Annotated in this window: 23 protein-coding genes; 15 read left to right on the top strand and 8 right to left on the bottom strand. The window is 29.6% G+C overall.

Features of this window, described 5'->3' with window-relative positions; translation table 11 throughout:
• Window positions 1–86: 86 nt before the first annotated feature.
• On the bottom strand, window positions 87–776 hold the full coding sequence (locus CLRAG_RS20020) for a galactosyltransferase-related protein (RefSeq protein WP_065080026.1): 690 nt from the start codon (window positions 774–776) through the stop codon (window positions 87–89).
• An 89-nt stretch (window positions 777–865) separates the two neighbouring features.
• Here CLRAG_RS20020 and CLRAG_RS20015 point away from each other — a divergent pair, with 89 nt between their 5' ends.
• Window positions 866–1,492, top strand: a complete 627-nt coding sequence (locus CLRAG_RS20015; protein WP_065080025.1) for a polysaccharide deacetylase family protein — start codon at window positions 866–868, stop codon at window positions 1,490–1,492.
• 194 nt (window positions 1,493–1,686) lie between these two features.
• On the opposite strand, the gene CLRAG_RS20010 is transcribed toward CLRAG_RS20015, so the two are convergent.
• The gene (locus CLRAG_RS20010) at window positions 1,687–3,027 is read right to left on the bottom strand and encodes a UDP-glucose dehydrogenase family protein (protein WP_065080024.1); all 1,341 of its coding nucleotides are present in this window, start codon (window positions 3,025–3,027) and stop codon (window positions 1,687–1,689) included.
• Window positions 3,028–3,182: 155 nt separating this feature from the next.
• Between CLRAG_RS20010 and CLRAG_RS20005 the strand changes: the two genes are divergently transcribed.
• Entirely contained in the window at window positions 3,183–3,947 is a 765-nt protein-coding gene (locus CLRAG_RS20005; RefSeq protein ID WP_154105038.1) for a glycosyltransferase family 2 protein, read from the top strand.
• Window positions 3,948–3,973: 26 nt separating this feature from the next.
• Window positions 3,974–4,669: a galactosyltransferase-related protein gene (locus tag CLRAG_RS20000; RefSeq protein ID WP_065080023.1), complete on the top strand. Its 696-nt coding sequence runs from the start codon at window positions 3,974–3,976 to the stop codon at window positions 4,667–4,669.
• Window positions 4,670–4,945: 276 nt separating this feature from the next.
• Here the strand turns inward: CLRAG_RS20000 and CLRAG_RS19995 are convergent, their stop codons facing one another.
• Window positions 4,946–5,854 carry an NAD-dependent epimerase/dehydratase family protein gene (locus CLRAG_RS19995; RefSeq protein WP_065080022.1) on the bottom strand — a complete coding sequence of 303 codons (909 nt, stop codon included), beginning with the start codon at window positions 5,852–5,854 and terminating at the stop codon, window positions 4,946–4,948.
• A gap of 173 nt (window positions 5,855–6,027) precedes the next feature.
• Between CLRAG_RS19995 and CLRAG_RS19990 the strand changes: the two genes are divergently transcribed.
• The gene (locus CLRAG_RS19990) at window positions 6,028–6,792 is read left to right on the top strand and encodes a glycosyltransferase family 2 protein (RefSeq protein WP_065080021.1); all 765 of its coding nucleotides are present in this window, start codon (window positions 6,028–6,030) and stop codon (window positions 6,790–6,792) included.
• A 279-nt stretch (window positions 6,793–7,071) separates the two neighbouring features.
• Here CLRAG_RS19990 and CLRAG_RS19985 read toward each other — a convergent pair whose 3' ends face one another.
• The gene (locus tag CLRAG_RS19985; protein WP_083985818.1) at window positions 7,072–7,989 is read right to left on the bottom strand and encodes a glycosyltransferase family 2 protein; all 918 of its coding nucleotides are present in this window, start codon (window positions 7,987–7,989) and stop codon (window positions 7,072–7,074) included.
• 360 nt (window positions 7,990–8,349) lie between these two features.
• Here CLRAG_RS19985 and CLRAG_RS19980 point away from each other — a divergent pair, with 360 nt between their 5' ends.
• From CLRAG_RS19980 to CLRAG_RS19970, 3 genes are all read left to right on the top strand, one after another.
• Window positions 8,350–9,111, top strand: a complete 762-nt coding sequence (locus CLRAG_RS19980; RefSeq protein ID WP_065080020.1) for a glycosyltransferase family 2 protein — start codon at window positions 8,350–8,352, stop codon at window positions 9,109–9,111.
• 82 nt (window positions 9,112–9,193) lie between these two features.
• The gene (locus tag CLRAG_RS19975; RefSeq protein WP_065080019.1) at window positions 9,194–9,955 is read left to right on the top strand and encodes a glycosyltransferase family 2 protein; all 762 of its coding nucleotides are present in this window, start codon (window positions 9,194–9,196) and stop codon (window positions 9,953–9,955) included.
• A 62-nt stretch (window positions 9,956–10,017) separates the two neighbouring features.
• Window positions 10,018–10,989, top strand: a complete 972-nt coding sequence (locus CLRAG_RS19970) for a CgeB family protein (protein WP_065080018.1) — start codon at window positions 10,018–10,020, stop codon at window positions 10,987–10,989.
• Window positions 10,990–11,058: 69 nt separating this feature from the next.
• Here CLRAG_RS19970 and CLRAG_RS19965 read toward each other — a convergent pair whose 3' ends face one another.
• Together CLRAG_RS19965 and CLRAG_RS21275 are read right to left on the bottom strand one after the other, a co-directional pair.
• Window positions 11,059–11,523, bottom strand: a complete 465-nt coding sequence (locus CLRAG_RS19965) for a hypothetical protein (RefSeq protein ID WP_065080017.1) — start codon at window positions 11,521–11,523, stop codon at window positions 11,059–11,061.
• Window positions 11,524–11,973: 450 nt separating this feature from the next.
• The gene (locus CLRAG_RS21275) at window positions 11,974–12,105 is read right to left on the bottom strand and encodes a hypothetical protein (protein ID WP_275507595.1); all 132 of its coding nucleotides are present in this window, start codon (window positions 12,103–12,105) and stop codon (window positions 11,974–11,976) included.
• A 421-nt stretch (window positions 12,106–12,526) separates the two neighbouring features.
• On the opposite strand from CLRAG_RS21275, the gene CLRAG_RS19960 reads away from it, so the two are divergent.
• The gene (locus tag CLRAG_RS19960; protein ID WP_065080016.1) at window positions 12,527–13,402 is read left to right on the top strand and encodes a response regulator; all 876 of its coding nucleotides are present in this window, start codon (window positions 12,527–12,529) and stop codon (window positions 13,400–13,402) included.
• A complete protein-coding gene (locus tag CLRAG_RS19955) occupies window positions 13,384–13,848 on the top strand; it encodes a chemotaxis protein CheX (RefSeq protein WP_065080015.1) in 465 nt (154 codons plus the stop codon). The genes CLRAG_RS19960 and CLRAG_RS19955 overlap by 19 nt, the downstream gene beginning before the upstream one ends.
• 149 nt (window positions 13,849–13,997) lie before the next feature.
• On the opposite strand, the gene CLRAG_RS19950 is transcribed toward CLRAG_RS19955, so the two are convergent.
• The gene (locus CLRAG_RS19950; RefSeq protein WP_065080014.1) at window positions 13,998–14,726 is read right to left on the bottom strand and encodes a LysE family translocator; all 729 of its coding nucleotides are present in this window, start codon (window positions 14,724–14,726) and stop codon (window positions 13,998–14,000) included.
• 406 nt (window positions 14,727–15,132) lie between these two features.
• Here CLRAG_RS19950 and CLRAG_RS19945 point away from each other — a divergent pair, with 406 nt between their 5' ends.
• The gene (locus CLRAG_RS19945) at window positions 15,133–17,112 is read left to right on the top strand and encodes a methyl-accepting chemotaxis protein (RefSeq protein WP_065080013.1); all 1,980 of its coding nucleotides are present in this window, start codon (window positions 15,133–15,135) and stop codon (window positions 17,110–17,112) included.
• 338 nt (window positions 17,113–17,450) lie between these two features.
• On the opposite strand, the gene CLRAG_RS19935 is transcribed toward CLRAG_RS19945, so the two are convergent.
• Window positions 17,451–17,687, bottom strand: a complete 237-nt coding sequence (locus CLRAG_RS19935) for a hypothetical protein (protein WP_065080011.1) — start codon at window positions 17,685–17,687, stop codon at window positions 17,451–17,453.
• A gap of 280 nt (window positions 17,688–17,967) precedes the next feature.
• Here CLRAG_RS19935 and CLRAG_RS19930 point away from each other — a divergent pair, with 280 nt between their 5' ends.
• The 5 genes from CLRAG_RS19930 (at window position 17,968) to CLRAG_RS19910 (ending at window position 24,275) form a co-directional block, all read left to right on the top strand.
• Window positions 17,968–18,522, top strand: coding sequence for a hypothetical protein (locus CLRAG_RS19930; protein WP_065080010.1), 555 nt, complete (start codon window positions 17,968–17,970; stop codon window positions 18,520–18,522).
• Between the two features lie 278 nt (window positions 18,523–18,800).
• The gene (locus tag CLRAG_RS19925) at window positions 18,801–19,235 is read left to right on the top strand and encodes a MarR family winged helix-turn-helix transcriptional regulator (RefSeq protein ID WP_065080009.1); all 435 of its coding nucleotides are present in this window, start codon (window positions 18,801–18,803) and stop codon (window positions 19,233–19,235) included.
• 296 nt (window positions 19,236–19,531) lie between these two features.
• Window positions 19,532–21,757: an ABC transporter ATP-binding protein gene (locus CLRAG_RS19920; protein WP_065080008.1), complete on the top strand. Its 2,226-nt coding sequence runs from the start codon at window positions 19,532–19,534 to the stop codon at window positions 21,755–21,757.
• Entirely contained in the window at window positions 21,754–23,613 is a 1,860-nt protein-coding gene (locus tag CLRAG_RS19915) for an ABC transporter ATP-binding protein (RefSeq protein WP_065080007.1), read from the top strand. Before CLRAG_RS19920 ends, CLRAG_RS19915 begins: the two co-directional genes overlap by 4 nt.
• Before the next feature lie 278 nt (window positions 23,614–23,891).
• Complete coding sequence (locus tag CLRAG_RS19910; RefSeq protein ID WP_083985816.1) at window positions 23,892–24,275, top strand: BlaI/MecI/CopY family transcriptional regulator; 384 nt, start codon at window positions 23,892–23,894, stop codon at window positions 24,273–24,275.
• Window positions 24,276–24,357: the final 82 nt, after the last annotated feature.

Below are 24,357 nucleotides of genomic sequence, written 5' to 3'. Positions count from 1 at the left end.
CATACAGTGATTCTATTTCAAATGATTTTCTTCCCATAATTAAAACTCCTTTCTCCGTACATTTAGTATTTGGAGAAGAATTTTAATTATTCTGTATAAGTTAATATTTTAGTTAGAAACCCTATATTTACGATTACTTTACTATTTCCATAGGATTTATAAAATAAAGCATAATTTTTCTTGTAATTTTCCTTAGATCCTTTAGGATGATACATATGCCATATTGTATTTTCAAGTCTATTGTGGGGACCGCATAAGGTATCTACTGAACTTTGAAAGGCATCATCTTCACATCCCCATCCTTTAAAACTTTCATTAAATCCACCTACATACTCAAAGTATTTACGTGGTATTATATTAATTCCACCTATATATCCTGCGGTATAGCTCAAGCAACCTGTAAAATTAATGTTATTCATAGTGGTGTTGAAATCTTTCTTTTGAAGCTGTGTTGTTTGTTCATCAGTTAAATAATTTATAGTTCTGTAGGGTATAATCCATGCAAAATTACGTAATTCTTCAATGGATTTTTTTAAGTCATTTATATCAATTATGATATCGGCATCCGCAATTACAAATATATCTCTTGTTGCAAGTTTGGCAGCACTGTTTATTGCTTTTGCTTTTGAAAAACACACATCATTTGAGAACCCCATACATATTTCAGCCTTAGGCATTAAAATTTCATATCTTTTTTTAATCCAAGACCAATTTTTATCCCTGTAGCCATTGTCAGGTTTGAAAGGTACTATAATAGATATTTTTTCATCAAACATAAATAAATCACCTTTTATACTATATTCAATTAAAAGTAGGAGTGATACACGAAGCATACAAAGAGCATAGTATAAACTGGGGTGGTAAAATGGATAAAAAAAGTTCAATAGGTAATGTTAATTTTATAATTCATGGCAAGCGCGAATCTAGACAAATTGCACTTACTTATGACTGTGATGACTATGATTATATGGCTGTTCCAGAAATTTTAGATGTTTTGAGAAAGAATGAAGTAAAGGCCACTTTTTTTTTGACAGGTATATGGGTGGAAAGGTTTTCAGCACTAGCAGTGAAAATTGTCAATGAAGGACATCAAATTGGGAATCATTCCTATGAACATTCCCATTCAAATCAAATGTATTATGATGAAAGTAAGGAAAGTATTGAAAAAGCGGAGAAAGTAATAAAAAGAATTACAGGAGTAAATCCTAAGCCATTTTTTAGAGCTCCTTATGGCGAGTGGAGTCAATATATATTAAAAGCATCTAATGCTTGTGGTTATATGTATAATATTTACTGGAGTATAGATCCTTCTGACTGGAAGAGTCCACCAACTAAAACTATAGTGGAACGTGTATTTAAAAAGCTAAAAGGCGGTGACATTGTATTAATGCATGGACATGGGAAAAACACTGCATCTGCTTCAAATTTTATTATAAGTACACTTAAAAGCAGGGGATTTCAATTTAAAAAAATTAGCGAATTGGTACAGTAAATTGATTACATTTTAAAGTTTTAAGGGACTAGTACCTTTAATTAGATAAGCCCCTTAAAACTCTGTTTATCCGATGACTACCTGCTCTAATACTTCCACTTCTCCAAGTGGAAGTAAAGAGTAGCTACGCCCCTGGATAACGATTTCTAAGCATCAGGTGGAGTCAAAACTCCATCTGATGCCAAGAATTCTGTTTACCTACAATTATAAATAGGCTGTCTACCCATTGAAATATAATCAAAGGGTTTGTTTAACATATATTTTAGGCTGTATATATTTTTACCGTCAAATATGATTTTATTTTTTAAACTTGAATTTATAATATTAAAATTTGCTTCTTTAAATTCAGTCCATTCAGTTAATATTAAAAGTGCATCTGCATTTTTTAATATAGAATATTTATCTTTACCATAATATATTTTGTTCCCAAATATATCAAAGGCTTTTTTCATAGCTTTTGGATCGTAGCAGAAAATATTGACATGCCTTTTTAAAAGTTCCTTTATTATAATTATTGCTGGAGATTCCCTGATATCATCAGTATCACTTTTAAAAGCTAATCCCCATACTGCAAAAGTTTTGTTAGTTAAATTTTCATTGAAGGCGTCAAAATATTTTATTATCTTTTTTATAAAGGTTTCTGTCTGATTTTTATTTATTTCTTCTACAGCTTTTAATAAAAGCATAGTATAGTTATTTCTATTACCTATTTCTATAAGTGATTTTATATCTTTGGGAAAACAGGAACCGCCATAGCCTATGCCGCAGTTTAAAAATAGAGGGCCTATTCTTTTGTCCCGTCCCATACCAAGCTTAACATCTTCTATATTTACTCCTAAAATATCACATAAATTGGATATATCATTCATAAAGGATATTCTTGCTGCAAGCATGGCATTGGAAGCGTATTTTGTCATTTCAGCAGCAGCGTTAGACATACATATAATTTTATTTTTTGAAACTATATTTGAGTATAAGTCTTTCATTATACGTTTTGCACTGTCATTGGAAGATCCTATTATTACTCTATCTGGGTTTATGAAATCATTTATTCCGCTGCCTTCTCTTAAAAATTCAGGATTAGATATTACGTCAAAGTCTGCTTTAATATTTCTAAGTGCTATTTCATTTTTTATTATTTTTTCAATTTTTGAGAATGTTCCTACAGGAACTGTAGATTTATTTACGATAATTTTATAATCTTCAATATATTTACCTATATTTTTTGCAGCTGAAAATACATTACTTAAATCAGTACTGTTATCATTGGCAGATGGAGTTCCCACAGCTATAAATATAATATCTGAATTTTTTACAGCAAATTTAATATCCGTTGTGAATTTTAAATTATCATTATGCATGTTATCTAGAATGATTTTCTCTAAACCGGGCTCATAAATTGATATATTGCCTTCTTTTAAAGCTTCTATTTTTTCCTTATCAATATCAACACAAACAACAAAGTTACCTTTATTGGCAAAACAGGTTCCAGTTACTAATCCAACATAACCGGTGCCTATAACGGATATTTTCATAACTAATTCCTCCAGTAGAACAACTTTTGATTTAAAGTTTTCTTATATTAAAATATGCATAAGAATTGAATTAGTTAGTAAAAGTTCCGCACTATATCCTTGCAATTGAATATAGTATAATAGAAATTTAATTCTATAGAGAAAGGAAAAGTGTAGTGGAGCAGATAATTAAGCAAAGGGTTCTACTTGAAAAGATTAGAGAAAAATGTAGTAAAACTTCTAAAAAGGGAGTTTCAATTATTTTAGCTACTAACAAGCCTAAATATGCTAGTAATATATTTTCTAATTATAAAAGAATTAAATATCCGTATATGGAGCTCATAATAGTTTTGAATAACAATAACTTAAAAATAGAGGATTATAAAATTAAAGCTGAAAATTTGGACAATGTAAGAATATTTCAATTAGATGAAAGCTGTACTCTTGGAGAATGTTTAAATTTTGCTGTAGAAAAATCAAAATATGATTACATCTCTAAAATGGATGATGATGATTATTATGGCACAAATTATATTACAGACTTAATGAATGCTTTTAAATATACAGACGCAGTTATTACTGGGAAACAGTCTTGTTTTATATATTTTGAGTATAATAATATGCTGGGAATCCTTTCACCGAATTTTGAAAATAAATATGTTTCAGGAGATATAGCAGGAGGTACTATAACTTTTAAAAAAGAAATATTTAAAGATATTAAATTTAGATATTTGAATAAAGATGGGACAGATAATTATTTTTTACAAGATTGTGATAAAGCAGGCAAGAAGATGTTTTCTGCTGATAAATTCAATTATGTTTATATTAAGCATAAAAATTTGAAAGAGCATACCTGGAAAATAAATTCAGAAGAACTTATGAAATTTTATTGCAAAAAACTTATGGAGACTAAAAATTTTACTTCTTTTATTACAGTATAATTAAAATTCAGAAAGGATATTTTAATATGTTTGATAAAAGAATCTCTGTCTTAATTCCATATAAATCAGATGGGGGATACAGGGATAGAAATTGGAAATGGATAAAAAAAAGATATAAAGCTTTAATGCCCCAGGCTGAAATATGTATGGGAATTTATGATAAGGAGCCTTTTTCGAGAGCTGCAGCAATAAACAATGCAGCTGGAATTGCAACGAGAGATATATTTATAATTGCAGATGCGGATATTATTTTTGATATAGATCAAATAGCAAAAGCTATATTGGGATTAACTTGTTGTACCTGGATAATACCATTTAATTCAATAGACTATTTAACAAAAGAACAATCCAATAAGTTGCAAAAAATGGAACCAGATATTGCTATTAAATATATTGATTTTATAGGATGCTCCAGACTTAATTGTGATTGGATATATGGGGGAATGAATGTAGTTCCACGTGAGTATTTCGAAAAAGTTGGAGGATTTGATGAAATTTTTAAAGGTTGGGGGGAAGAAGACGATGCTTTTCAAAGAGCAATGGATACTCTATGTGGACATTATGGCAGAATAACAACTAATATGTGGCATATGTATCATACTCCAAGTCCTTATAAGTTTAACCATGAAAAAAATTTAAATACACTTGATAAATTTTATGGGGATAAGAATACTATAATAAATTATTTTAATAAAAAGGATAAAGATAAGAATTATAAATAAGAAAATACTGCTTGGGAAACATACCCTGCAGCATTTTCTATTTTACTTATTCTTTTTTGTCTGATGGCTACCTACTGTAACACTCCCACTTCTATCAAAGTGGGAGATATTAGAACTCTTGAGCTTCAGCGATTTAGAGTTCTTATGCTGTGCATAACAGTAGCTACGCCCCTAGATAATTCATCTAAACTTAGTTGGAGAAACAAAGCTCTAAAGAGAAAGCGACTATCACCAAATCGAAGATTTGGAATATCTGCTTTTCCCACTAAGCAAGATTCATTGATAAAATTCTAGTGTTTCTTTTATGCCTTCAAAAATATCATAGATTGGTTTCCATCCCATTTTTTTGAATATTTTTTGATAAGTCATGTAGCTTATTACTAAATCTCCCAGTTTATTTTCAGTATAAATGGGCTGTAATTTTTTATTTAAAATGGAGGCTATAATTTTAAATAATTCATTAATTGATATTTTTTGACCACTGCAAACATTAAATATTCCTTCACAGGTATTTTTTATAGCAAGTAAATTAGCTCTAGCAACATCTTTTACATATACAAAATCTCTTATTTGCTTGCCATCTCCGTATATATAAGGTGGTTGATTTTTAATAATTTTATTACAAAATATTGAAACCACACCTCCTCCACTTGAAGAAAGTTGCCTTGGACCGTATACATTTGAATATCTTAAAACACAATAGGGTATATTATATAGTTTCCTATATACATTTAAATAGTGTTCTGGTGTGTGCTTACTTACTCCATAATTAGAAATCATATTTAAAGAATGATTTTCATCAATGGGAAGATAACTAGGTTCCCCAAATACTGCTGCAGAAGAAGCATATATGAATTTTTTGGCTTTTACATTTTTGGCCGACTCTAATAAATTTAGTGTGCCTATAATATTGATGCTAGCATCTTTTATAGGGTTAGAAATGGAGTAATCATTGCTTATTTGTGCAGCCTCGTGGACAACAATGTCAGGCTTTTCTACCTCAAAAATTTTATAAACAGTAGGATCTAATATATCACATTTATAAAATTTAGCTTTAGGGTTAATATTCTCTATTTCGCTGTGACTTAGATTGTCAATTACACATACATCATAATTGTTTTTTATTAATAAATCTACTATGTGGGATCCAATAAATCCAGTTCCACCTGTAACCATTATTTTCATAGTAGCCTCCTATTAGCTTTATAATTTTATATTTTGCTTTTTAATATATGAAATGAGGTCTCTCTATGTTACGAGTGAAAACTGAAAATAAGAATTTATCACACTAATTATTGAAATAGAATATATTAAAATGAGTAAATTTGTATAATGTCCAGATTTTTTAGGAGGCATATATGTTAGAAAAGATAGCAGCAGAAAAGAATTTGATAAAAAAGATTAGAGAGAAGTGTATTAAAACTTCAAATCCAGGAGTATCTATTATAACTGCTACTAATAAATATAAGTATATGGATAATATATTTATGAATTATAAAGCATTTAATTATCCATGTAAACAACTCATAATTGTTTTAAATAATAATAATTTGGATATAAAAAGTTATGAGATAAGGGTCGGAAATTTAAGCAATGTAGAAATATTTCAATTAGATGAAAATATTACTTTAGGTGAATGTTTAAATTTTGCTGCAGAAAAATCGAAATATGATTATATATCTAAAATGGATGATGATGATTATTATGGAAGTAATTATCTTATAGATTTGATGAATGCATTTAAATATACGGATGCACAAGTTATTGGTAAAGCTTCTCGTTTTATATATTTTAAAGATAGCAATAAGCTTGGAGTTCTTTCTCCTGGACATGAAAACAAGTATGTATATGAAGATATAGCAGGAGGTACTATAACTTTAAAAAAAGAAATACTAAAAAAGGTGAAATTTAAAAATTTCAATAATTCAGAAGATACTACTTTTTTAAGAGAATGTAATTCCTGTGGAATAAGGATGTTTTCTTCAGATAAGTTTAATTATGTTTATATTAAACATGAAAATTTGAATGAACACACTTGGAAAATAAGTGCAAATGAAATTAGGAAGTACTGCAGTGAGTATTTTTTATTTACTAAAGATTTCACTAAATTTGTAACAATATAAACAGAGTTCTTGGTTTCAGGTGGAGTTTTTTCTCCATCTGAAACTTATTAACAGGATTCTTAGTGCTTTAGCACTTAGAAGGCGTTATCCTTTAGGGGAAATCGTTATCCAGGGGCGTAGCAGCCGTTATCACCCACTTTATAAGAAAAGCAGATATCCGAAATCTTCGATTTGGTGATAGTCGCTTTCACAGAGTGCGATGGGGGGATTACGGCTGGTAGCCATCGGATAAAGGACAAGACCTATAAACAATCAAGTTATAGGTCTTGTCCTTTAGGCTTAAAATTTAATATTAAATTTTTCAAAAAAGGAATCATCTTCATATTTACGCTCTTTAAAATACAATTTCCTATGTTCATAGATTAAATCTATATTTAGTTTTATATTTTTGGAAGCACTGTGAAAATAGTATTTATCTTTTAGGAGGTCAATTGTTTTAATAATCCTTTCTTTTTTAAAGTGAAAATAGGAAAGACACAGTAGATTATAAATTAAATTTGAGTAGGTTATTTTATAGGAATGTTTCTGCTTAAAAAGGTGCCTAACTTTAACATTTGGATTAATTGTAAGTTTGTAACCGTAAAGCCATGCTTTTAAACATATTTCAAAATCTTCACTGCCGTAAATTTCAAAAGTTTTATCAAAGCCATGTATTTTAGTAAATGCTTTTTTAGTTATAACAAAAGCACAGCCGCAGGCAAAAGGAATTTCAGTTATAAAATTTGGATTTGATTCTAACCATATAGGTTTAAGATTACTGCTCCATGTCATGCCATAACCTGCTGCTAAACTGTTATACATATCTAAAATACAAGGTGCTGCTAGATCAGAATCATAAACCTTTAGGGTACTTACTAGATCGTCTAGTAAGTGGTCAGGAACTTTTACATGGGCATCACAGAAAAACAAATATATCCCCTTAGCTGCTTTTGCACCAGCATTTCTTGCGCGGGCTGTTCCCACATTATCTGTTTTAATTAAAACAATATCTTTATAGATGAATTTGTTTAAATCTGAAGTTAAAAATTGAGTGCTTGAGTCACTAGAAGCATCATCTACTACTATAACTTCAAAATTAAGAAAATTTTTGGATTGCATAATGGAGTCCAGCGTCCATTTTAAATTATTTACCTCATTTTTACAAGGAATAATTATAGAAACATCTATTTTATCGTTATATGAAATTTTTTCTTTCACTAAATGTCTACACTCCTTTTATCCGATTGCTATCATTGCTAACACCCCCATCGCACTCTGTGAAAGCGACTATCACCAAATCAAAGATTTGGGATATCTGCTTTTCTTCAAAGTGGGGGGGATAAGCACTGCTACGCCCCTGGATAAGTTCTTCTAAGGTTCAGATGGAGAAAAGGTATTCCTTATAAGCAAACTCCACCTGAACCTAAGAATCACTTGATAAAGCAATCACTACTTTAAAGTTTCCACTATTAAACTATGCATCAAAATTAAATTAGTTAGCAAAAATTTTGCACTATAGATATGTTTTTGAATATATTATATTAGAAATTTGATTTTATAAAAGGAGCAAAGTACAGAGTGGAGAAAATATTTGAAAATAGAGGTTGGGTTAAAAACATTAGAGAAAATTACAGTAAAGACTCTAAAGAAGGAGTCTCTATTATTGTAGTTACTAATAAACTTCAATGTGAGAAGAATATATTTTCTAATTATAAAAGGCTTAAGTACCTATGTATGGAGTTAATAATAATATTAAATGACAATAAGTTGAAAATAGAGAGTTATAAAACTAAATTTTGGCGTTTAAATAATGTACGGGTATTCCAATTGGATGAAAGTTGTACTCTGGGGGAATGTTTAAATTTTGGGATAGAACAATCAAAATATGATTATATATCTAAAATGGATGATGACGATTATTATGGAGCTAATTACCTTACAGATCTTATGAACGTATTTAAATATACAGATGCTCAGGTTACAGGAAAATTTTCTCGTTTTATATATTTTAAAGAAAGCAGCTTGTTAGCCATTTTTTCACCATACTTTGAAAATAAGTATGTGCCTGGTGTAGCAGGGGGAACTATAACATTTAAAAAAGAAATATTTAATAAAATTAAATTTAGATGCTTATATGGCGCTGGAACAGATATTTCTTTTTTCGAAGATTGCAATAACATTGGTGTAAAGATATTTTCTGCTGACAAATATAATTATGTCTATGTTAGAAATAAGAACTTAGATGAACATACTTGGAAAATAGGCGATGAGGAGATCATGGAATCTTACTGCGAAAAAGTTATTAGTACTAAATATTATATTCCCTTCATTACAGCATAGGATTAGATAACTCGTATAAACATAATTATGTGCATAAATATATTATTTTTATACAAATTTGAATTCTCTATAGGAGGTAAGTATGTTACAAAAAATAGCAAGGGAAAAAATATTAGTTAAGTCTATTAGAGAAAAGTACAGTAAAACTTTCCAGCCGGGAGTTTCTATTATCACGCCTACAAATAAACTTCAAAATATAGATAATATATTTCTTAATTATGTGAGACTAAATTATAAGAACAAGGAATTAATAATAATTTTAAATAACAACAATTTGGATATAAAAGATTATGAAGCAAAAGTTAAATCTTTAAAAGAGATAAGAATATTTCAAGTAGATGAGAACTGCACATTAGGAAAATGTTTAAATTTTGGGATAGAACAATCAAAGTATGATTATATATCCAAAATGGATGATGACGATTATTATGCACCTAATTATCTTACAGATCTTATGAATGTGTTTAAGTATACAGATGCTCAAATTACGGGAAAATGTTCCCGTTTCATATATTTTAAAGAAAATAATGAACTAGGTATTTTTTTACCAAACTTTGAAAAGCAGTTTACACGTACTGTGGCAGGAGGTACTATACTATTTAAAAAGGAGATATTTGAAAAAGTAAAATTTAAAAACGTAACTGTTGGAGAAGATAATTTCTTTTTAGATGATTGTCTTAAGGCTGGTATAAAAATGTTTTCTTCTGATAAGTATAATTATGTTTATATGAGAAATAAAAATTTAAATGATCATACGTGGAGAATAAGCCAGCAAGATTTATTTGCAGAGTACGTTAAAAGATGTTTAATTACCTCTAATTTTATCAGTATTGTAACAGTGTAAAAGAGTACCAATAATATTTAGAATATTACTTGTCCTGTTAAAATATACAAGGAGAATATATGATGAAAATATTAGTTTCGGAAGATGGACCTTTTTTAAAATATGGATTTACAGAAGCTCTACAAAATTATGGTGTAGATGTTAGGCATACTGAACTGTATAAGAGTATTAATGAAGGTTCTATGCTGCCATTTATAGAGGAAATTAAGGAATATAAACCAGATTTATTTTTAAATCCTGGGACAACCATCAAAAAAAACTTTAATAAAGTAATTTTTTCCCTAAACAAACTTAATGTTCCTTATATATATTGGGCTATAGATGATCCTATTGAATTTTTCACTTATTCAATAGAGAATGGGAAAAATGCAGCATTATTGCTTACACCTGCAGTGGAATGTATACCTTTCTATAAAAAGCTAGGAATAAATGTGTCTTTTGTTCCCTTTGCTTGCAATAAAAGGTACCATTATAAGGGAAAATATAACCCTAAATACGATTATGACATCATATTTATAGGTAATAATTATAAATATGATCAGCGTACTAAAGGAATTTATAAGATTTTAAATCCACTAATAGAAAGAAACTATAATATAAAGGTATTTGGTTGCAACTGGTTTGAGGAAGGATATCCTTATGTACTGCCAGATGAGAAATTTTATGGAGGATACTGCTATTATAATGAGGTACCAGATGCCTGCGCCACTGCTAAAATTGTACTGGGAATTCATTCTGTAACAAATTCAAAAACTATGATGAGTATGCGTACTTTTGAAGTGCTTGGCTGTCAGGGATTTTATCTTTCTCAATATACAAAAGCGTTGGAATACAATTTTACAAATGGAGTGCATCTAGTATGGAGCAATGATGCTGAAACTACTTTAAGATTAGTAGACACCTATTTAAAGGATGCAGAATCAAGAGATAAAATAGCTAAACTTGGACAGAAACGATGCTATGATAATTATAATTACGATAACATGGTTGATCACTTTGTAAAAGAATTATATAAGTATAAAGTGGTAAGATAACTTTATACTGTAAGATATTAAAAAAGATGATTTCTGGATACAGAAGTCTCTTTTTTATGCTATTTATGTCTATAGTTGTTGTATTATGTTATATAGTAATTCATGTAATCTAGATAGCATGCTTTCTTTTTCTTCTATTATTTTTAACAAGGAGTTGATTTTTTCATCCATCTCTTTATGCAAAGTATCTTTTTCACATCTTAAGTTACTTATTTTTTTTTCATAATCGTAAATAATTTTAAATTGTTCTTGTCTTACTGAGATTTGGTTGATTTTAAGAGTATGGATCTTATTTTCATATTTATAAATAGAGATTTGTAGTTCGTTTACTTTATCAGTTAAATTTGAGTTTATTTCCTCAGCATATGAAATAAGATTATTTTTTGATTTTATTTCATTTATTAAAGATTGTATGTAGCTATCTTTAATTTTAGTAAGGTTAATGTAATCTACATAGTTTTTTATAGGAATATCATCAGTTAAGGCGAGTAAATCTAGAAAATTAATAACATGAGTTTTTTTATTACAATACATAAACTTTCCCGCTTTAGATATAATTTATTTACTTTATTTATATAGTATCCTAGATAATATTATGACAGTTTATATTAATTAATCAACTTTTGCACATATGAAATTTTGATTAAAGAACAAAGTGCAAAGTTCAAATATCAAATAAGGATAATTTTCTTTCTAACGTCAGAAAATATTAAAATTATAGATTTCCTGAGGTACGATGGAAATCATCATCTGTTCTTTGCTATTTGAACTTTGTTGTTCTCAAAAGCTTTGCTTAGCAAAGTTTTTAAACTGAAAAAGTTGAGTTAATTATTTGCAGGAGAAATAAAATGAGAAAAGAAAGGTCAAAGTTGAATTGAAAATTCATTATATAAAGATTATTCATTCCGTAATTATATGTAGTAAGGATAAACCTTGTATAGTCTATTCTATTTTTAAAATAAAAATAGAATAGGGTATACAAAGTTATTTCACTTGTTTTTTACTTTTACTATGTGATGCAGTTTCTTTTTCAATAATATCTAGAGATTCAGATAGACATTCTTCAATAACATCAGAAGTTATTAATATTGATTCCTTATCTTTTAGTTTATTCAAAGTTACCAGCCCCTTTCGTTTTTATTATTATATACTCATAAAAAGAAAATGTCAATTAAAATTATAGCTAAAATTAAAAGATTTTTATGTTATAAAATTAAAATTCAGAATTTAATGAATTTTCAAACTAAGCGTACAAGCCGCTATATTTTAAAGGAATTTGAAATAAAAACTCTACTTTTTTATTGGAGAATGTCAATAAATTTGCAAAAAAAGTATTATTTAAAATTTATTTATATGAATTTTTATGAAATTTCATATAACATTAAATGTCAATAAATTACTATGAGTAAATTGAACATATATGAAAAGTTTTTTGGAAACACTATAAAAAATATGTTAATATATTTATAAGTAAGTCGATTATCTAAAGTGTAGAAAATAAAGGAATAATATTTAAATTAAGAAAGTTGGTGGAATTATGAAAGATATTAAAGTAGTAGTTGTGGATGATTCACCTTTTTCAATTGCATTACTCAGGGATATGCTTACTGATAATGGATTTGATGTTGTTGGTGAAGCTACTTCCCTTCAGGAGACCATTGAAGTGGTAGGTAAATTAAGACCAAATATTGTAACCATGGATATGACTATACCAGGTACAGATGGTATTGAATGTACTAAAGCAATTCATTCCATAGATCCAAACATAAATGTTATAATAGTAAGTTCCATGATGGATGATGAGATAGTGAAAAAAGCTAAAAAAAATCATGCTTGTGGATATATTCAAAAACCTGTTGATCCTGAAGAACTTACTTTATTGATAAATAGAATAATGGCGGATGACGAATTATTTAAGGATCTTGATGAAGTTTATTACAAGGTTTATAAAGAATCATTTATGGATGTTTTTAATAAATTAATGAAAACAGTACCAAAGTTTGGCGAAGAAAGTAACTCAGATGTAGAGCTAGTATCCAGGGGAATATCAGTTGTTATGGGCATTATAGGTAAGTATTCAGGAAGAATGTTACTAGACATGTCTTATGATACTGCAGAGAAACTTTCTGAATTTGCATTAAGGAGAAAGCCTAAAGATGCAGAGGAAATGTTAAACATTATGGGAGAAATTTGCAACATGGTAGCAGGAAATGCATCCTCTGTACTCAATAGAAAAGATAAATTGTTAGGACTGCGTGTAGCACCTCCAAGTATATTTTATGGGAATTCCATAAATATATCTAAAGCGGAATTAGATACAACTACATCTTCTGTAGCTAATACTGAATTTGGTGAGATCTATGTAAACGTAGGATTTCAAAGGAGGTCTGGAGAATGGATGTCAAATATATAAATCCATTTTTTGATGCGTTTTTAAATGTCATGCCTGAACTTGGAATAAATGATATAAAAAGAGGCAGTATTAGTCTTAGGGGAAAGACTATAGAAAGTATGGGAGTTTTAATTATCATTGGAATTGTAGGCGATTTGAAAGGTAACATCATATATGAAACTACTATAGAAAATGCAAAAGCTATAGCTTCTAAGATGATGATGGGAGCTCCAGTTAAAGAATTAGATGAAATGGCACAAAGTGCGATTGAAGAGCTTACAAATATGCTTACTGCCAATGCATCCACATCATTTTCAAATGAAGGTATTAGAATAGATATATCAACCCCTACATTGATGTATGGAAATTTTAAAGCTTCATCAAATGCAGATAAGACGATATGTGTGGAAATGATTATAGATGGACTTTCATTTCGAGTAAATGTTGCAATAGAGAAATGTAAGTAGAGTACTATTTATTTAAGATTAAGAATTTAATGTAGTTGAGAATAAGGTACTTGAAAGAGAATAACCAGTCAAAGATGTGATGCAGTATTATAAACAAAGTTCTAAGCATCAGATGAAGTTAAAACTCCATTTGATGCTTAGAACTTTGTTTATCTATGTATTGACATATTATATTTAATATTTAAAAATATTTTAAATATTTTGGAATGTAATATAAAATGAGGTTTCATTGGACCAAAGTATTTGAATCCTGCTAAAATTATTACAACTCCTGAAAAAATTATTATAGAGCTTAAAATTTTATCTATAAATTTTACATTTTTTACACTAAGCTTATTATTAAATTTACTCATGGTAAATACTAATAAAATCCACCACAACATGCTTCCTATAAATACTCCTATTATTAAAAGTAATCTATGATCTGGTTCTTGTCCGATATGTGCCAAGCGCAGCCCTGTGAATACAGCTATAAAAGAAAAAATTGTTGCTGGGTTTGCTAGTGCAATAAAAAATGTTGAGATAAAAGCTTTAAACATAGAACCGCTAGGTGAATAAGATTTTAATTTTCCTGTTTTATCTATATCTTTTCCCGGACTCTTTTTAATAAAAGAATAGACACCAAAACAAATTAATATAAGCCCTCCTATTATATGAAAATACAATTTATGAATAATGATAAATTTTTCTATTAACATAAAACCTAATGATGCAATTGTTGCATAAATAGTGTCCGTAAGTGCTGAACCAAGGCCGGATATTAAACCACATTTACGTCCAAATGTGATAGTGTTTTTAAGGCACATTGCACCAATGGGGCCTAAGGGCATACCTGTTATCAATCCTATAAGTATTCCTTTAAATAAACTTATTAACATATAGTTTCTCACTTTCAATATAGTATTTAAAATTTAGTCTAATGAAAATATTTTATTCATACCTTATTATTTTATCCTTAACTAGATGTATATTCAACATAATATGTTCCATTTCTATAAATTTTATAGTATAAATTTATTGTAACTTAAAATGCGATAAAAATTAACATAAAATTTAAACAATATATAAAATAAATGACATAATTATCAAGTAATTAAAAATATGATTGTTCAGTATAAATGAAGCGCCATGCAATGAAAACCTTCATAGTTTAAAATATTTATAGATTTTTTTTACGAATAATGTTATTATTAACAATAATATTAACAATAATGTTAACAATGATGTATAGATATATGTATTATTGTTAATAATTATGACTACGAATAAGGGAGAGTGACATTTATGGTAAGAAAAATTTCATTACAGCATAAATTGGTGGGAATATTGATACTTTTTGTTATACTGCCATTATTAGTAATATCATTTTTATCTTTTTATATGGAAACAAAACTTGTAAGTAACAAGGCATATCAATTAACTAGTCAAATAGCAAATGAGAAAGCTGCGTTTATTGACTTGCATAACAATTCCTTAAAACAGAATATACAGTCTTTGTCAATTAATAATAATATAATAAGTCAAAATAAAGCTGATGTAATGAATGCTCTTAGGAGCATAAATGAGAGTAATAAAGATATAATGCAGTGCTATGTAGCAGATGAAGCAAAACAGATGTTAATATATCCTGAAAGTGTTAAGCTGCCGGAAGGTTATGATCCAACTAGTAGACAGTGGTATAAAGATACTATGGCTGCAGATGGACAAGTATTTTTAACTAAGCCCTATAAAGATGCAGTTACAGGTAAAATTATTATAACTATAGCAAAGAAAGTAACTTTTAGTAGTGGAAAACAGGGTGCTGTGGCTGCAGATGTTGATTTATCTTCTCTGCAAAAGAAGTTAACTGCAACCAAGGTTGGTAAAACTGGATATGCAATACTTGCTTTAGATGATGGGACAATAATTGCAGATTCCAATAATAGCAGCATAATGCACAATATAAAAAATGAAGTTGCTAATGGACAAAAAATTATAGATGATAAAAATGGTAACTTTAAGTGTGGCTTAGGGAAAAAAGCTCAAGTAATTGGATTTAGCCAATCCAAAGCAACAGGATGGATAGTTGTGACCATTCTTCCACAAAGTGATTATGCACAGGATTTAAATAAGAGCGAACTCATAAGTATTATAGTTCTTATAATTATGTTAGTAGCTGCAGTGATTTGTGGAATATTCATTGCAAAATACATTTGCAAACCACTTTTTAAAATACAGGTATTTGCTAAAAGGTTATCTGTATGTGATTTTACTACTCCTATAAAAATAGACAGACATGATGAATTTGCAGATACAGCTAATTCCTTAAATAAAGCTCAAGAAAATGTAAAGTCACTAGTTAAAGTAATAGTTGCAAATTTTAAAAATATTAATGCTTCAAGTCAGCAGCTTTCTGCAACGGTTCAGGAAATGACATCAAAATTTGAAAATATAAATAATTCCATAAATCGTATAGCAGATGGATCTCAGGAAACAACCGCTTCTGTGGAAGAAATTACTGCATCCATAGAAGAGATAGATTCCAGTACAGTACAGCTTGCAAATAAGACTGAAAATGAAAATAAAACCGCAAGTAAATCTCAACAAAATGCTCTCTCTGTTCAACAAAATGCTCAAAGTGCCATAAAGGAATGTAAAAATGTCTATAAGGATGAGGAGAAAAAGATATTAAAAGCTATAGATGATGGAAAAGTAGTTTTACAAATAAAAGAAATGGCGAATGTAATAGAAAGTATTGCAGATCAAACTAACTTATTAGCATTAAATGCAGCTATTGAAGCACAGAGGGCTGGTGAGCAGGGAAAAGGATTTGCTGTAGTTGCTGAAGAAGTGAGAAGTCTAGCAGAACAGTCTTCTGAAACAGTTTCTACAATTAAGAGTACGGTATTAAAGGTTCAGCAAGTTTTTGAGAATCTTTCAAAAACTAGTCATAATTTGCTACAATTTATTGATAGAAGTGTAAATATACAATTGGATAACTATTTGAGTACAGGACAACAATATTATGAAAACTCTAAGCTTACAGCTAATGCTGTAGAACAAGTAGCTTCTATGACTGAAGAAATAGCAGCTACAGTAAATGAGATTACAAAGGCTGTTGGTGGCATGTCTGAAGTTGTGCAAAAATCTTCGGAAAGCACCAATGAAATTCGGAATGATATAAATGACGCAGCAGAGAAAATGACTCAAATTGCTAAAAGTATGGAAAGCCAAGCAGAATTAGCTGAGATTTTAAATAGTACAATTAAGAAATTTAAGATTTAAAACTTAAAATAAAACCTCCTTGTATTTTAATGGCTTTGTCCAGGAACCAAATACAAGGAGGTTTTATTTATGCACAATAGTATGTATATATGTTATGTAAGTACACCATTTTTCGTTTATAGCACTGGCATTAAAGTTCCTTTTTATTCAACTCTAGAGTTAAGCAGAGTAGGTTTAAGTTTTTTACATACAACATATTTTATTCGGAAAATGATATTCAAAAAACAAGCAGCTCAATTTGAAATTATTTTTTCACAAAAATAGAAAGCTGCTTAATTTCTGAAACAAATTATGGAATGAAACAGTCGTAGTCAATATGAAATTTAAATCATTTAACATTATAAAATTTGGGGAGTATTAGATTTATCACGTTCATTATTATTTTTTTCGTGTAGTTTTTTATGATATCTTTTATGAGTTCCTTTATGGTGTTTTTTATGTCGTTTTTTGAAGTGTTTACATGATTCACAGCAGTAATTGTTTATAATAATTTCTATAGGACCATTTTTATCAAAATCACAGGATGGAGTTAATGGAATAACGTATTTTTTTGAATCACACATTTCACTATTCATTTCTTTTTTCCCCCCTAGTTAGGTATAGTATTACATTACTAATATATGTATATGGAATTTTGTTACTTTTGGTTACTTATAATAAGTTACTCAACACATAGATTGTAATGTGTCAAAACTTTAAAATCTAACATAACTATATATTAGTAAGGAATCTATTAACTGTAGTTAAGGATAAATTTTAATAAAGTTATTTACACAAGTTGAACAGAGCAGACTAGTTCTAAGGTATTGTCTGTAACCTTTGATAATAAAAAAATGTACTGAGGAGGTCAAGTTTATGGGACATTGTGAAGTAATAAAAGCTAAAGTAATATTTGCTGATGAAATATTTAATTTTGAAGATATGAGAACGGTTGACACTGGAATAGATTTAACTAACGCAACTTTTGATACTAATAATGCACGTATTAAAATTTGTGTATTAGAATGCGGTGATTTTGAATGTGTGGAAGATCCTTGTGGAACTAAAAAGCATAAGTTAAAAGGGAAAATTACTTTTGCAATATGCGAAGATTTTAAAATAAAGGTAGGATGTAAACAAAAACCTATGGAACATTTCTTTAGGGTAACCAAAGAGTTTATTTTCAATAAACCTTTTTGTGAAGATTTAAAAAATATACACCCAAATTGCCCAGGCCTAAGTATTGATAAAGATTCATTGGAATGTCAAATTGAAAAAATTAGTGGAACTAATATTATAGAAATAAAAGATAAAACGAAATTTACCCAAGATCTTAAAATTGAAGTAAAGATTATTGCTGAAATAGAAAGACTATTATGCGTTAGTCTTTGTCAAAACATCGGAAATATTCATCTTGTTAGGGATTGCTAAAGATTGTTTTACAACGACTGATACACCTAAACTATAACACTCAATTATTATATTAAGTTTGGAGATAAATTAATAGTTGAAGTATTCATGATATTACAGAGAGGTATTTACTTTTTAGTAAATGCCTCTAATTTTTGTTAACAATAATGTAATAAAAAAGATATTGATAAAAAAAAGCATTAGTAGTAAAATATTTTACACATAAAGGTTCGCATACGAAAGATTTCAATACAAAATATTATGGAATACTTAATTAAAAATGTAAAAGAGGTGAGTACATGGATGATAATAAAAGTATTGTAATAATGAGGGAAATGAAAACAATATTATGTTCTTTAAAAAAGAACATAAAAAATAGTTTTAATAATTTTAATCTTACTGCACCTCAAGGAATGCTTATTGAAATATTGCGCAGATATGGTGAGATGAAAATAAGTGATTTGAGTAAGAAGATGGGACTATCAAATAGCACTGTGTCTGGAATTGTAGATAGATTAGAAAAACAAGGACTAATAAAAAGGACTAGAAGTGATGAGGATAGAAGAGTAGTTTATGTAGATGTAACTGATAAGTTTAAAAATGGATTCCAGGGGAATTTTAAAAAAATTGAGCAAGAATTTGAGAATATGATGAGTAAAGCTTCCCCAGAGGAAATTGATAGTATACTTAATGGACTTCATATATTAAAAAATTTAGTTAGTAAGAAGAAGTAATTTAAAATAAAATTATATTACTCAACTTTCGCACATATAAAATTTTGATTTAATATAAGAAAATTGCGAAGCAAAGCTTTTGAAAATAACAAAGTTCAAATAACAAAGAACAGATAAAGATGATTTTCATCGTACCTCAGGAAATCTATAATTTTAATATTTCCTGACGTTAGGAAGAAAATTATCCTTATTTGATATTTGAACTTTAAACCTTGTTCTTTAAAAAATTGCTTCGTAATATTTTTAAACTGAGAAAGGTGAGTTATAGTACTTATATAAGGAGAATATACAATAATATGATTAAATTAATAAAGCATTTAAAACCTTTTGTAGGACTGATTATTGCAGCTGTAATGCTTTTGTTCGTACAGGCCATGTGTGATCTTGCACTTCCAGATTATACATCTAATATTGTAAATAAAGGTATACAGCAAGGCGGCATTGTAAGTTCTGTACCTCAGGCAATAAGAGAAAGTCAAATGAAAAAAATAAAAATATTTATGAATAAAAGCGATTTAGAGGAAGTTTCTAAAAGTTATGTTCCTGTTGATAAATCAAACGCAGACTATACTAGGTATTTAAAGAAATATCCAAATCTCAAAAATGAACCTATTTTTGTGCTTAAGGATGTTGATAAAAATGAAATGAACAAATTAAGTTCTATAATGGGAAGGTCCATAATAGATGCTTCAGGTGTTGAACAGATTAAGTCCAGTGCGAAAAATGGGGTAATTTCATTTAATGGCATGAAAATACCGGCTAGTGCAGATTTATTTGATATGATTTCTAAAATGCCAGATAAGCAGCGTCTAAAAATAATTGAAGACATAAACAAGAAAACATCTAGTTTGGATGATAATATGGTTGTCCAATTAACTGCCTCTAAAATTAAAGCAGAATACAAGGCACTTGGAATGAATACGGATAAAATCCAGAGCAAATATATAATAAATGTTGGAGTAACTATGCTTTTTATATCGCTTCTTGGAGGTGTGTGTACCGTTGCAGTTGGATTTTTAGCAGCAAGAACTGCAGCAGGACTTGCCAGAAATTTACGTAAAAATGTATTTGAAAAAGTTGAGAACTTTTCAAATGCGGAATTTGATAAATTTTCAACCGCATCTCTTATAACAAGGAGTACAAATGATATTACGCAAATACAAATGCTCATGGTTATTATGATAAGGATGGTATTTTATGCACCAATTATGGGAGTTGGTGGTGTAATAAGAGCTATGGGAAAAAGTAAATCCATGTCCTGGATTATTGCACTTGCAGTTATAGTGCTTTTAGGGTTGATACTTGTAGTATTTGCAGTAGCTTTCCCAAAGTTTAAAATTATACAAAAGCTTATAGATAAACTAAACCTTGTAACTCGTGAAAATCTTTCTGGAATGATGGTAATAAGGGCTTTTAATACACAAAAGTTTGAAGAAGAGCGTTTTGACAGGGCAAATAAAGACGTGACAAAGACAAATTTGTTTGTAAATCGTGTGATGGTGTCCATGATGCCTGTAATGATGTTTGTAATGAATGGAATTACACTGCTTATAATATGGGTTGGATCTCATGAAGTTGCAAATTCAAATATGCAGGTAGGAGACATGATGGCATTTATGCAGTATGCAATGCAGATAATTATGGCATTTTTAATGCTTGCTATGATGTTTATTTTAATACCAAGAGCATCGGTTTCTGCAGGGCGTATTGAAGAAGTTTTAGAAACAGATATTTCAATTGTAGATCCAGAAGATAGGGCACATTTTGAAGACAATATACAGGGACTTGTTGAATTTAATAATGTATCTTTCAGGTATCCTGGAGCAGGTGAAGATGCCTTAAAAAATGTAAGTTTTAAAGCTCTTCCTGGAAAAACAACGGCATTTATAGGTTCTACAGGTTCTGGAAAGACAACTCTTGTAAATTTGATTATGCGTTTTTATGATGTAACAGCTGGTGAAGTGCTTGTAGATGGAGTGAATGTAAAGAAAATAACTCAACATGAACTTCGGGATAAAATTGGATATGTACCACAGAAAGGATACTTATTTAGTGGCACAATTGAATCTAACCTTAAATATGGAGATAAAGAAGTAGGTTACGATGGTATAAATTATGCTATAGAAGTTTCTCAGTCCGAAGAATTTATAAATGAAAAAACTAAGGGAATTAAAAGTGAAATTTCTGAGGGAGGTTCAAATGTATCTGGAGGTCAGAAACAGAGACTTTCTATTGCCCGTGCTCTTGTAAAGAAACCTGAAATTTATGTATTTGATGATAGTTTTTCTGCTCTCGATTTTAAAACGGATGCTGCTCTTAGAAAGGCACTTAGAAAAGAGACTACTTCAAGTACATTCCTTATTGTGGCACAGCGTATTTCTACAATTATGGATGCAGATCAAATAATAGTTCTTGATGATGGTAATGTAGTAGGAATAGGTACTCATGAGGAGCTTATGAAAAATTGTGAAACTTATAGGGAGATTGCTCTTTCACAGCTTTCAAAGGAGGAATTGGCATGAGTGATAAATATAAGACAAAAAGACAAAAAGTACATCAGCATGGACCTGGTGGTATGATACAGGGCGGCGAAAAGGCAAATGACTTTAAAGGTACTATGAAAAAGCTCATGTCATATATGAATGAATATAAATTAGCTGTTATCATAGTATTTATATTTGCAGCTGCAAGTGCTCTGTTTTCTATAGTGGGGCCTAAGATATTGGGTAAGGCTACAACTAAGCTCTTTGAGGGAATTATGGGTAAAATTTCAGGCTCAGGCTCTGGAATAGACTTTGATTATATAGCTAGGATATTAATAATACTCGCAGGATTATATGCATTAAGTACACTTTTTAGTTATATTCAGGGATGGCTTATGTCTGGGGTCTCCATGAAAGTAAGCTACAAGATGCGAAAAGAAATTTCAAAGAAAATAAATAGATTACCTCTTAAATATTTTGATGGAACAAATCAAGGGGAAGTACTATCTCGTGTTACCAATGATGTGGATACGGTGAGTCAGACTCTAAATCAGAGTTTGACTCAGATAATTACTTCCATTGCTACTGTAGTAGGGGTACTTGTGATGATGCTGAGCATAAGCTTTACTATGACTTTAGTAGCACTTTGCATAATTCCACTGTCTATGGGAATTATGATGTTCATAATCAAACAATCCCAGAAATATTTTAAAGAGCAGCAGGACTACCTGGGACATGTAAATGGGCACGTAGAGGAAATGTATGGCGGTCATATAGTTATGAGAGCTTTTAATGGCGAAGAAGATAGCATTGAAAAGTTTGATGGACTAAATAATACATTGTATAAATCTGCATGGAAATCACAGTTTTTATCAGGCATGATAATGCCAATTATGAATTTTGTCAGCAATCTTGGTTATGTAGGTGTGTGTGTACTCGGAGGGTGGCTTGCCATAAAAAAGACTATTGAAGTTGGAGATATCCAAGCTTTTATACAGTACGTAAGGTTTTTTACCCAGCCAATTACTCAAATAGCAAATATATCAAACATACTTCAACAAACTGCTGCTTCAGCAGAGCGTGTATTTGAATTCTTAGAAGAGGAAGAAGCAGTACCTGAAACTTGCAATCCTGTAAAACTTGAAAAGGTTGAAGGATATGTAGAATTTAAAAATGTTCATTTTGGATATAATCCTGACAAAGTTGTTATAAATGATTTTTCGGCTAAAATAAAGCCAGGTGAAAAAGTTGCAATTGTAGGACCAACAGGTGCAGGAAAAACTACTATGGTAAAACTTTTAATGAGATTTTATGATATAAATAGTGGAGCTATTTTAGTAGACGGACATGATATAAGAGATTTTAGACGAAATGACCTGAGATCTATATTTGGTATGGTGCTCCAGGATACGTGGCTCTATAATGGAAGCATAATAGAGAATATAAGGTATGGGAGGCTTAATGCTTCTGATGAAGAGGTTAAAATTGCAGCAAAGGCAGCTCATGTGGATAGTTTTGTGCGCACCCTACCAGATGGATACAATATGATTTTAAATGAAGAAGCTTCCAATGTATCTCAAGGGCAAAAGCAGCTTTTAACAATTGCGAGGGCTATACTTGCAGACCCTAAAGTTCTTATCCTTGATGAGGCAACTAGTTCTGTAGATACCCGTACAGAAGTTAGGATAAAAAAGGCGATGGATAACCTTATGAAAGATCGCACTAGTTTTATTATTGCACACAGATTGTCTACAGTGCGTGATGCAGATTTAATTCTTGTAATGAATAATGGTGATATTGTAGAACAGGGAAATCATGAAGAACTTTTGAAAAAGAAAGGATTTTACGCTAACCTTTATAATAGCCAGTTTGAAGATTCTCTGGCTGCTGAATAAACAGAGTTCTTAGTATCAGATGGAGTTTTGACTCCATCTGATGCTTAGAAATCGTTATCCAGGGACGTAACTGCTCTTTACTTCCACTTGTAGAAGTGGGAGTATTAGAGCAGGTAGTCATCGGATAAATGTAGTAAGTTTGTTATAGGATAGATAGTTAAATACTATTTATCCTATATTTTTTTAATGAAAGTATAAAATTTGCTTGACAAATGGAGACTACAAATGTAGTATCATATTTAAAGACTACATTTGTAGTACAAAAGGAGGTGAAAAAATTGAACAAAATACCTAAAATATCGGATTCAGAATGGGAAGTGATGAAAGTTTTATGGAAAAAATCGCCCCTTACTTCCAGCGAAATTATTGAGATTTTAAAGGAGAATAGTTCTTGGAATCCCAAAACTATTCATACTCTTATTAGCAGACTGGTAACTAAAGATGCTATCAATGTAAAAAAAGACGAACCTTTTTATTTATATTCCCCTAATATATCCGAGAAAGAATGTAAAAAGGTGGAGACAAAATCTTTTATTAAAAAAGTCTATGATGGCTCAATCAATTTGTTGATTTCCAATTTTATAAAAGATGAGAAATTATCCGAGAAGGAAATAGAAGAATTAAAACAAATATTAGATGATAAGGGATTTTCAAAGAAATAACCAGTCAGTATGCTAACCTATTTTTTATCATACTGCGTCGGTAGAACCCTTAGATAGGATTCACTATCTGCGGAACCTACCT

The organism is Clostridium ragsdalei P11, from assembly GCF_001675165.1.
Taxonomy (GTDB): domain Bacteria; phylum Bacillota; class Clostridia; order Clostridiales; family Clostridiaceae; genus Clostridium_B; species Clostridium_B ragsdalei.
This window is presented reverse-complemented; position numbering and strand designations above follow the sequence as displayed.

What these genes read in the sequence shown, in the direction of transcription:
- CLRAG_RS20020 (WP_065080026.1), bottom strand. Translation starts at nt 776, where the DNA reads ATGTTTGATGAAAAAATATCTATTATAGTACCTTTCAAACCTGACAAT.
- CLRAG_RS20015 (WP_065080025.1), top strand. Translation starts at nt 866, where the DNA reads ATGGATAAAAAAAGTTCAATAGGTAATGTTAATTTTATAATTCATGGC.
- CLRAG_RS20010 (WP_065080024.1), bottom strand. Translation starts at nt 3,027, where the DNA reads ATGAAAATATCCGTTATAGGCACCGGTTATGTTGGATTAGTAACTGGA.
- CLRAG_RS20000 (WP_065080023.1), top strand. Translation starts at nt 3,974, where the DNA reads ATGTTTGATAAAAGAATCTCTGTCTTAATTCCATATAAATCAGATGGG.
- CLRAG_RS19995 (WP_065080022.1), bottom strand. Translation starts at nt 5,854, where the DNA reads ATGAAAATAATGGTTACAGGTGGAACTGGATTTATTGGATCCCACATA.
- CLRAG_RS19990 (WP_065080021.1), top strand. Translation starts at nt 6,028, where the DNA reads ATGTTAGAAAAGATAGCAGCAGAAAAGAATTTGATAAAAAAGATTAGA.
- CLRAG_RS19975 (WP_065080019.1), top strand. Translation starts at nt 9,194, where the DNA reads ATGTTACAAAAAATAGCAAGGGAAAAAATATTAGTTAAGTCTATTAGA.
- CLRAG_RS19970 (WP_065080018.1), top strand. Translation starts at nt 10,018, where the DNA reads ATGAAAATATTAGTTTCGGAAGATGGACCTTTTTTAAAATATGGATTT.
- CLRAG_RS19965 (WP_065080017.1), bottom strand. Translation starts at nt 11,523, where the DNA reads ATGTATTGTAATAAAAAAACTCATGTTATTAATTTTCTAGATTTACTC.
- CLRAG_RS19960 (WP_065080016.1), top strand. Translation starts at nt 12,527, where the DNA reads ATGAAAGATATTAAAGTAGTAGTTGTGGATGATTCACCTTTTTCAATT.
- CLRAG_RS19955 (WP_065080015.1), top strand. Translation starts at nt 13,384, where the DNA reads ATGGATGTCAAATATATAAATCCATTTTTTGATGCGTTTTTAAATGTC.
- CLRAG_RS19950 (WP_065080014.1), bottom strand. Translation starts at nt 14,726, where the DNA reads ATGTTAATAAGTTTATTTAAAGGAATACTTATAGGATTGATAACAGGT.
- CLRAG_RS19945 (WP_065080013.1), top strand. Translation starts at nt 15,133, where the DNA reads ATGGTAAGAAAAATTTCATTACAGCATAAATTGGTGGGAATATTGATA.
- CLRAG_RS19935 (WP_065080011.1), bottom strand. Translation starts at nt 17,687, where the DNA reads ATGAATAGTGAAATGTGTGATTCAAAAAAATACGTTATTCCATTAACT.
- CLRAG_RS19930 (WP_065080010.1), top strand. Translation starts at nt 17,968, where the DNA reads ATGGGACATTGTGAAGTAATAAAAGCTAAAGTAATATTTGCTGATGAA.
- CLRAG_RS19925 (WP_065080009.1), top strand. Translation starts at nt 18,801, where the DNA reads ATGGATGATAATAAAAGTATTGTAATAATGAGGGAAATGAAAACAATA.
- CLRAG_RS19920 (WP_065080008.1), top strand. Translation starts at nt 19,532, where the DNA reads ATGATTAAATTAATAAAGCATTTAAAACCTTTTGTAGGACTGATTATT.
- CLRAG_RS19915 (WP_065080007.1), top strand. Translation starts at nt 21,754, where the DNA reads ATGAGTGATAAATATAAGACAAAAAGACAAAAAGTACATCAGCATGGA.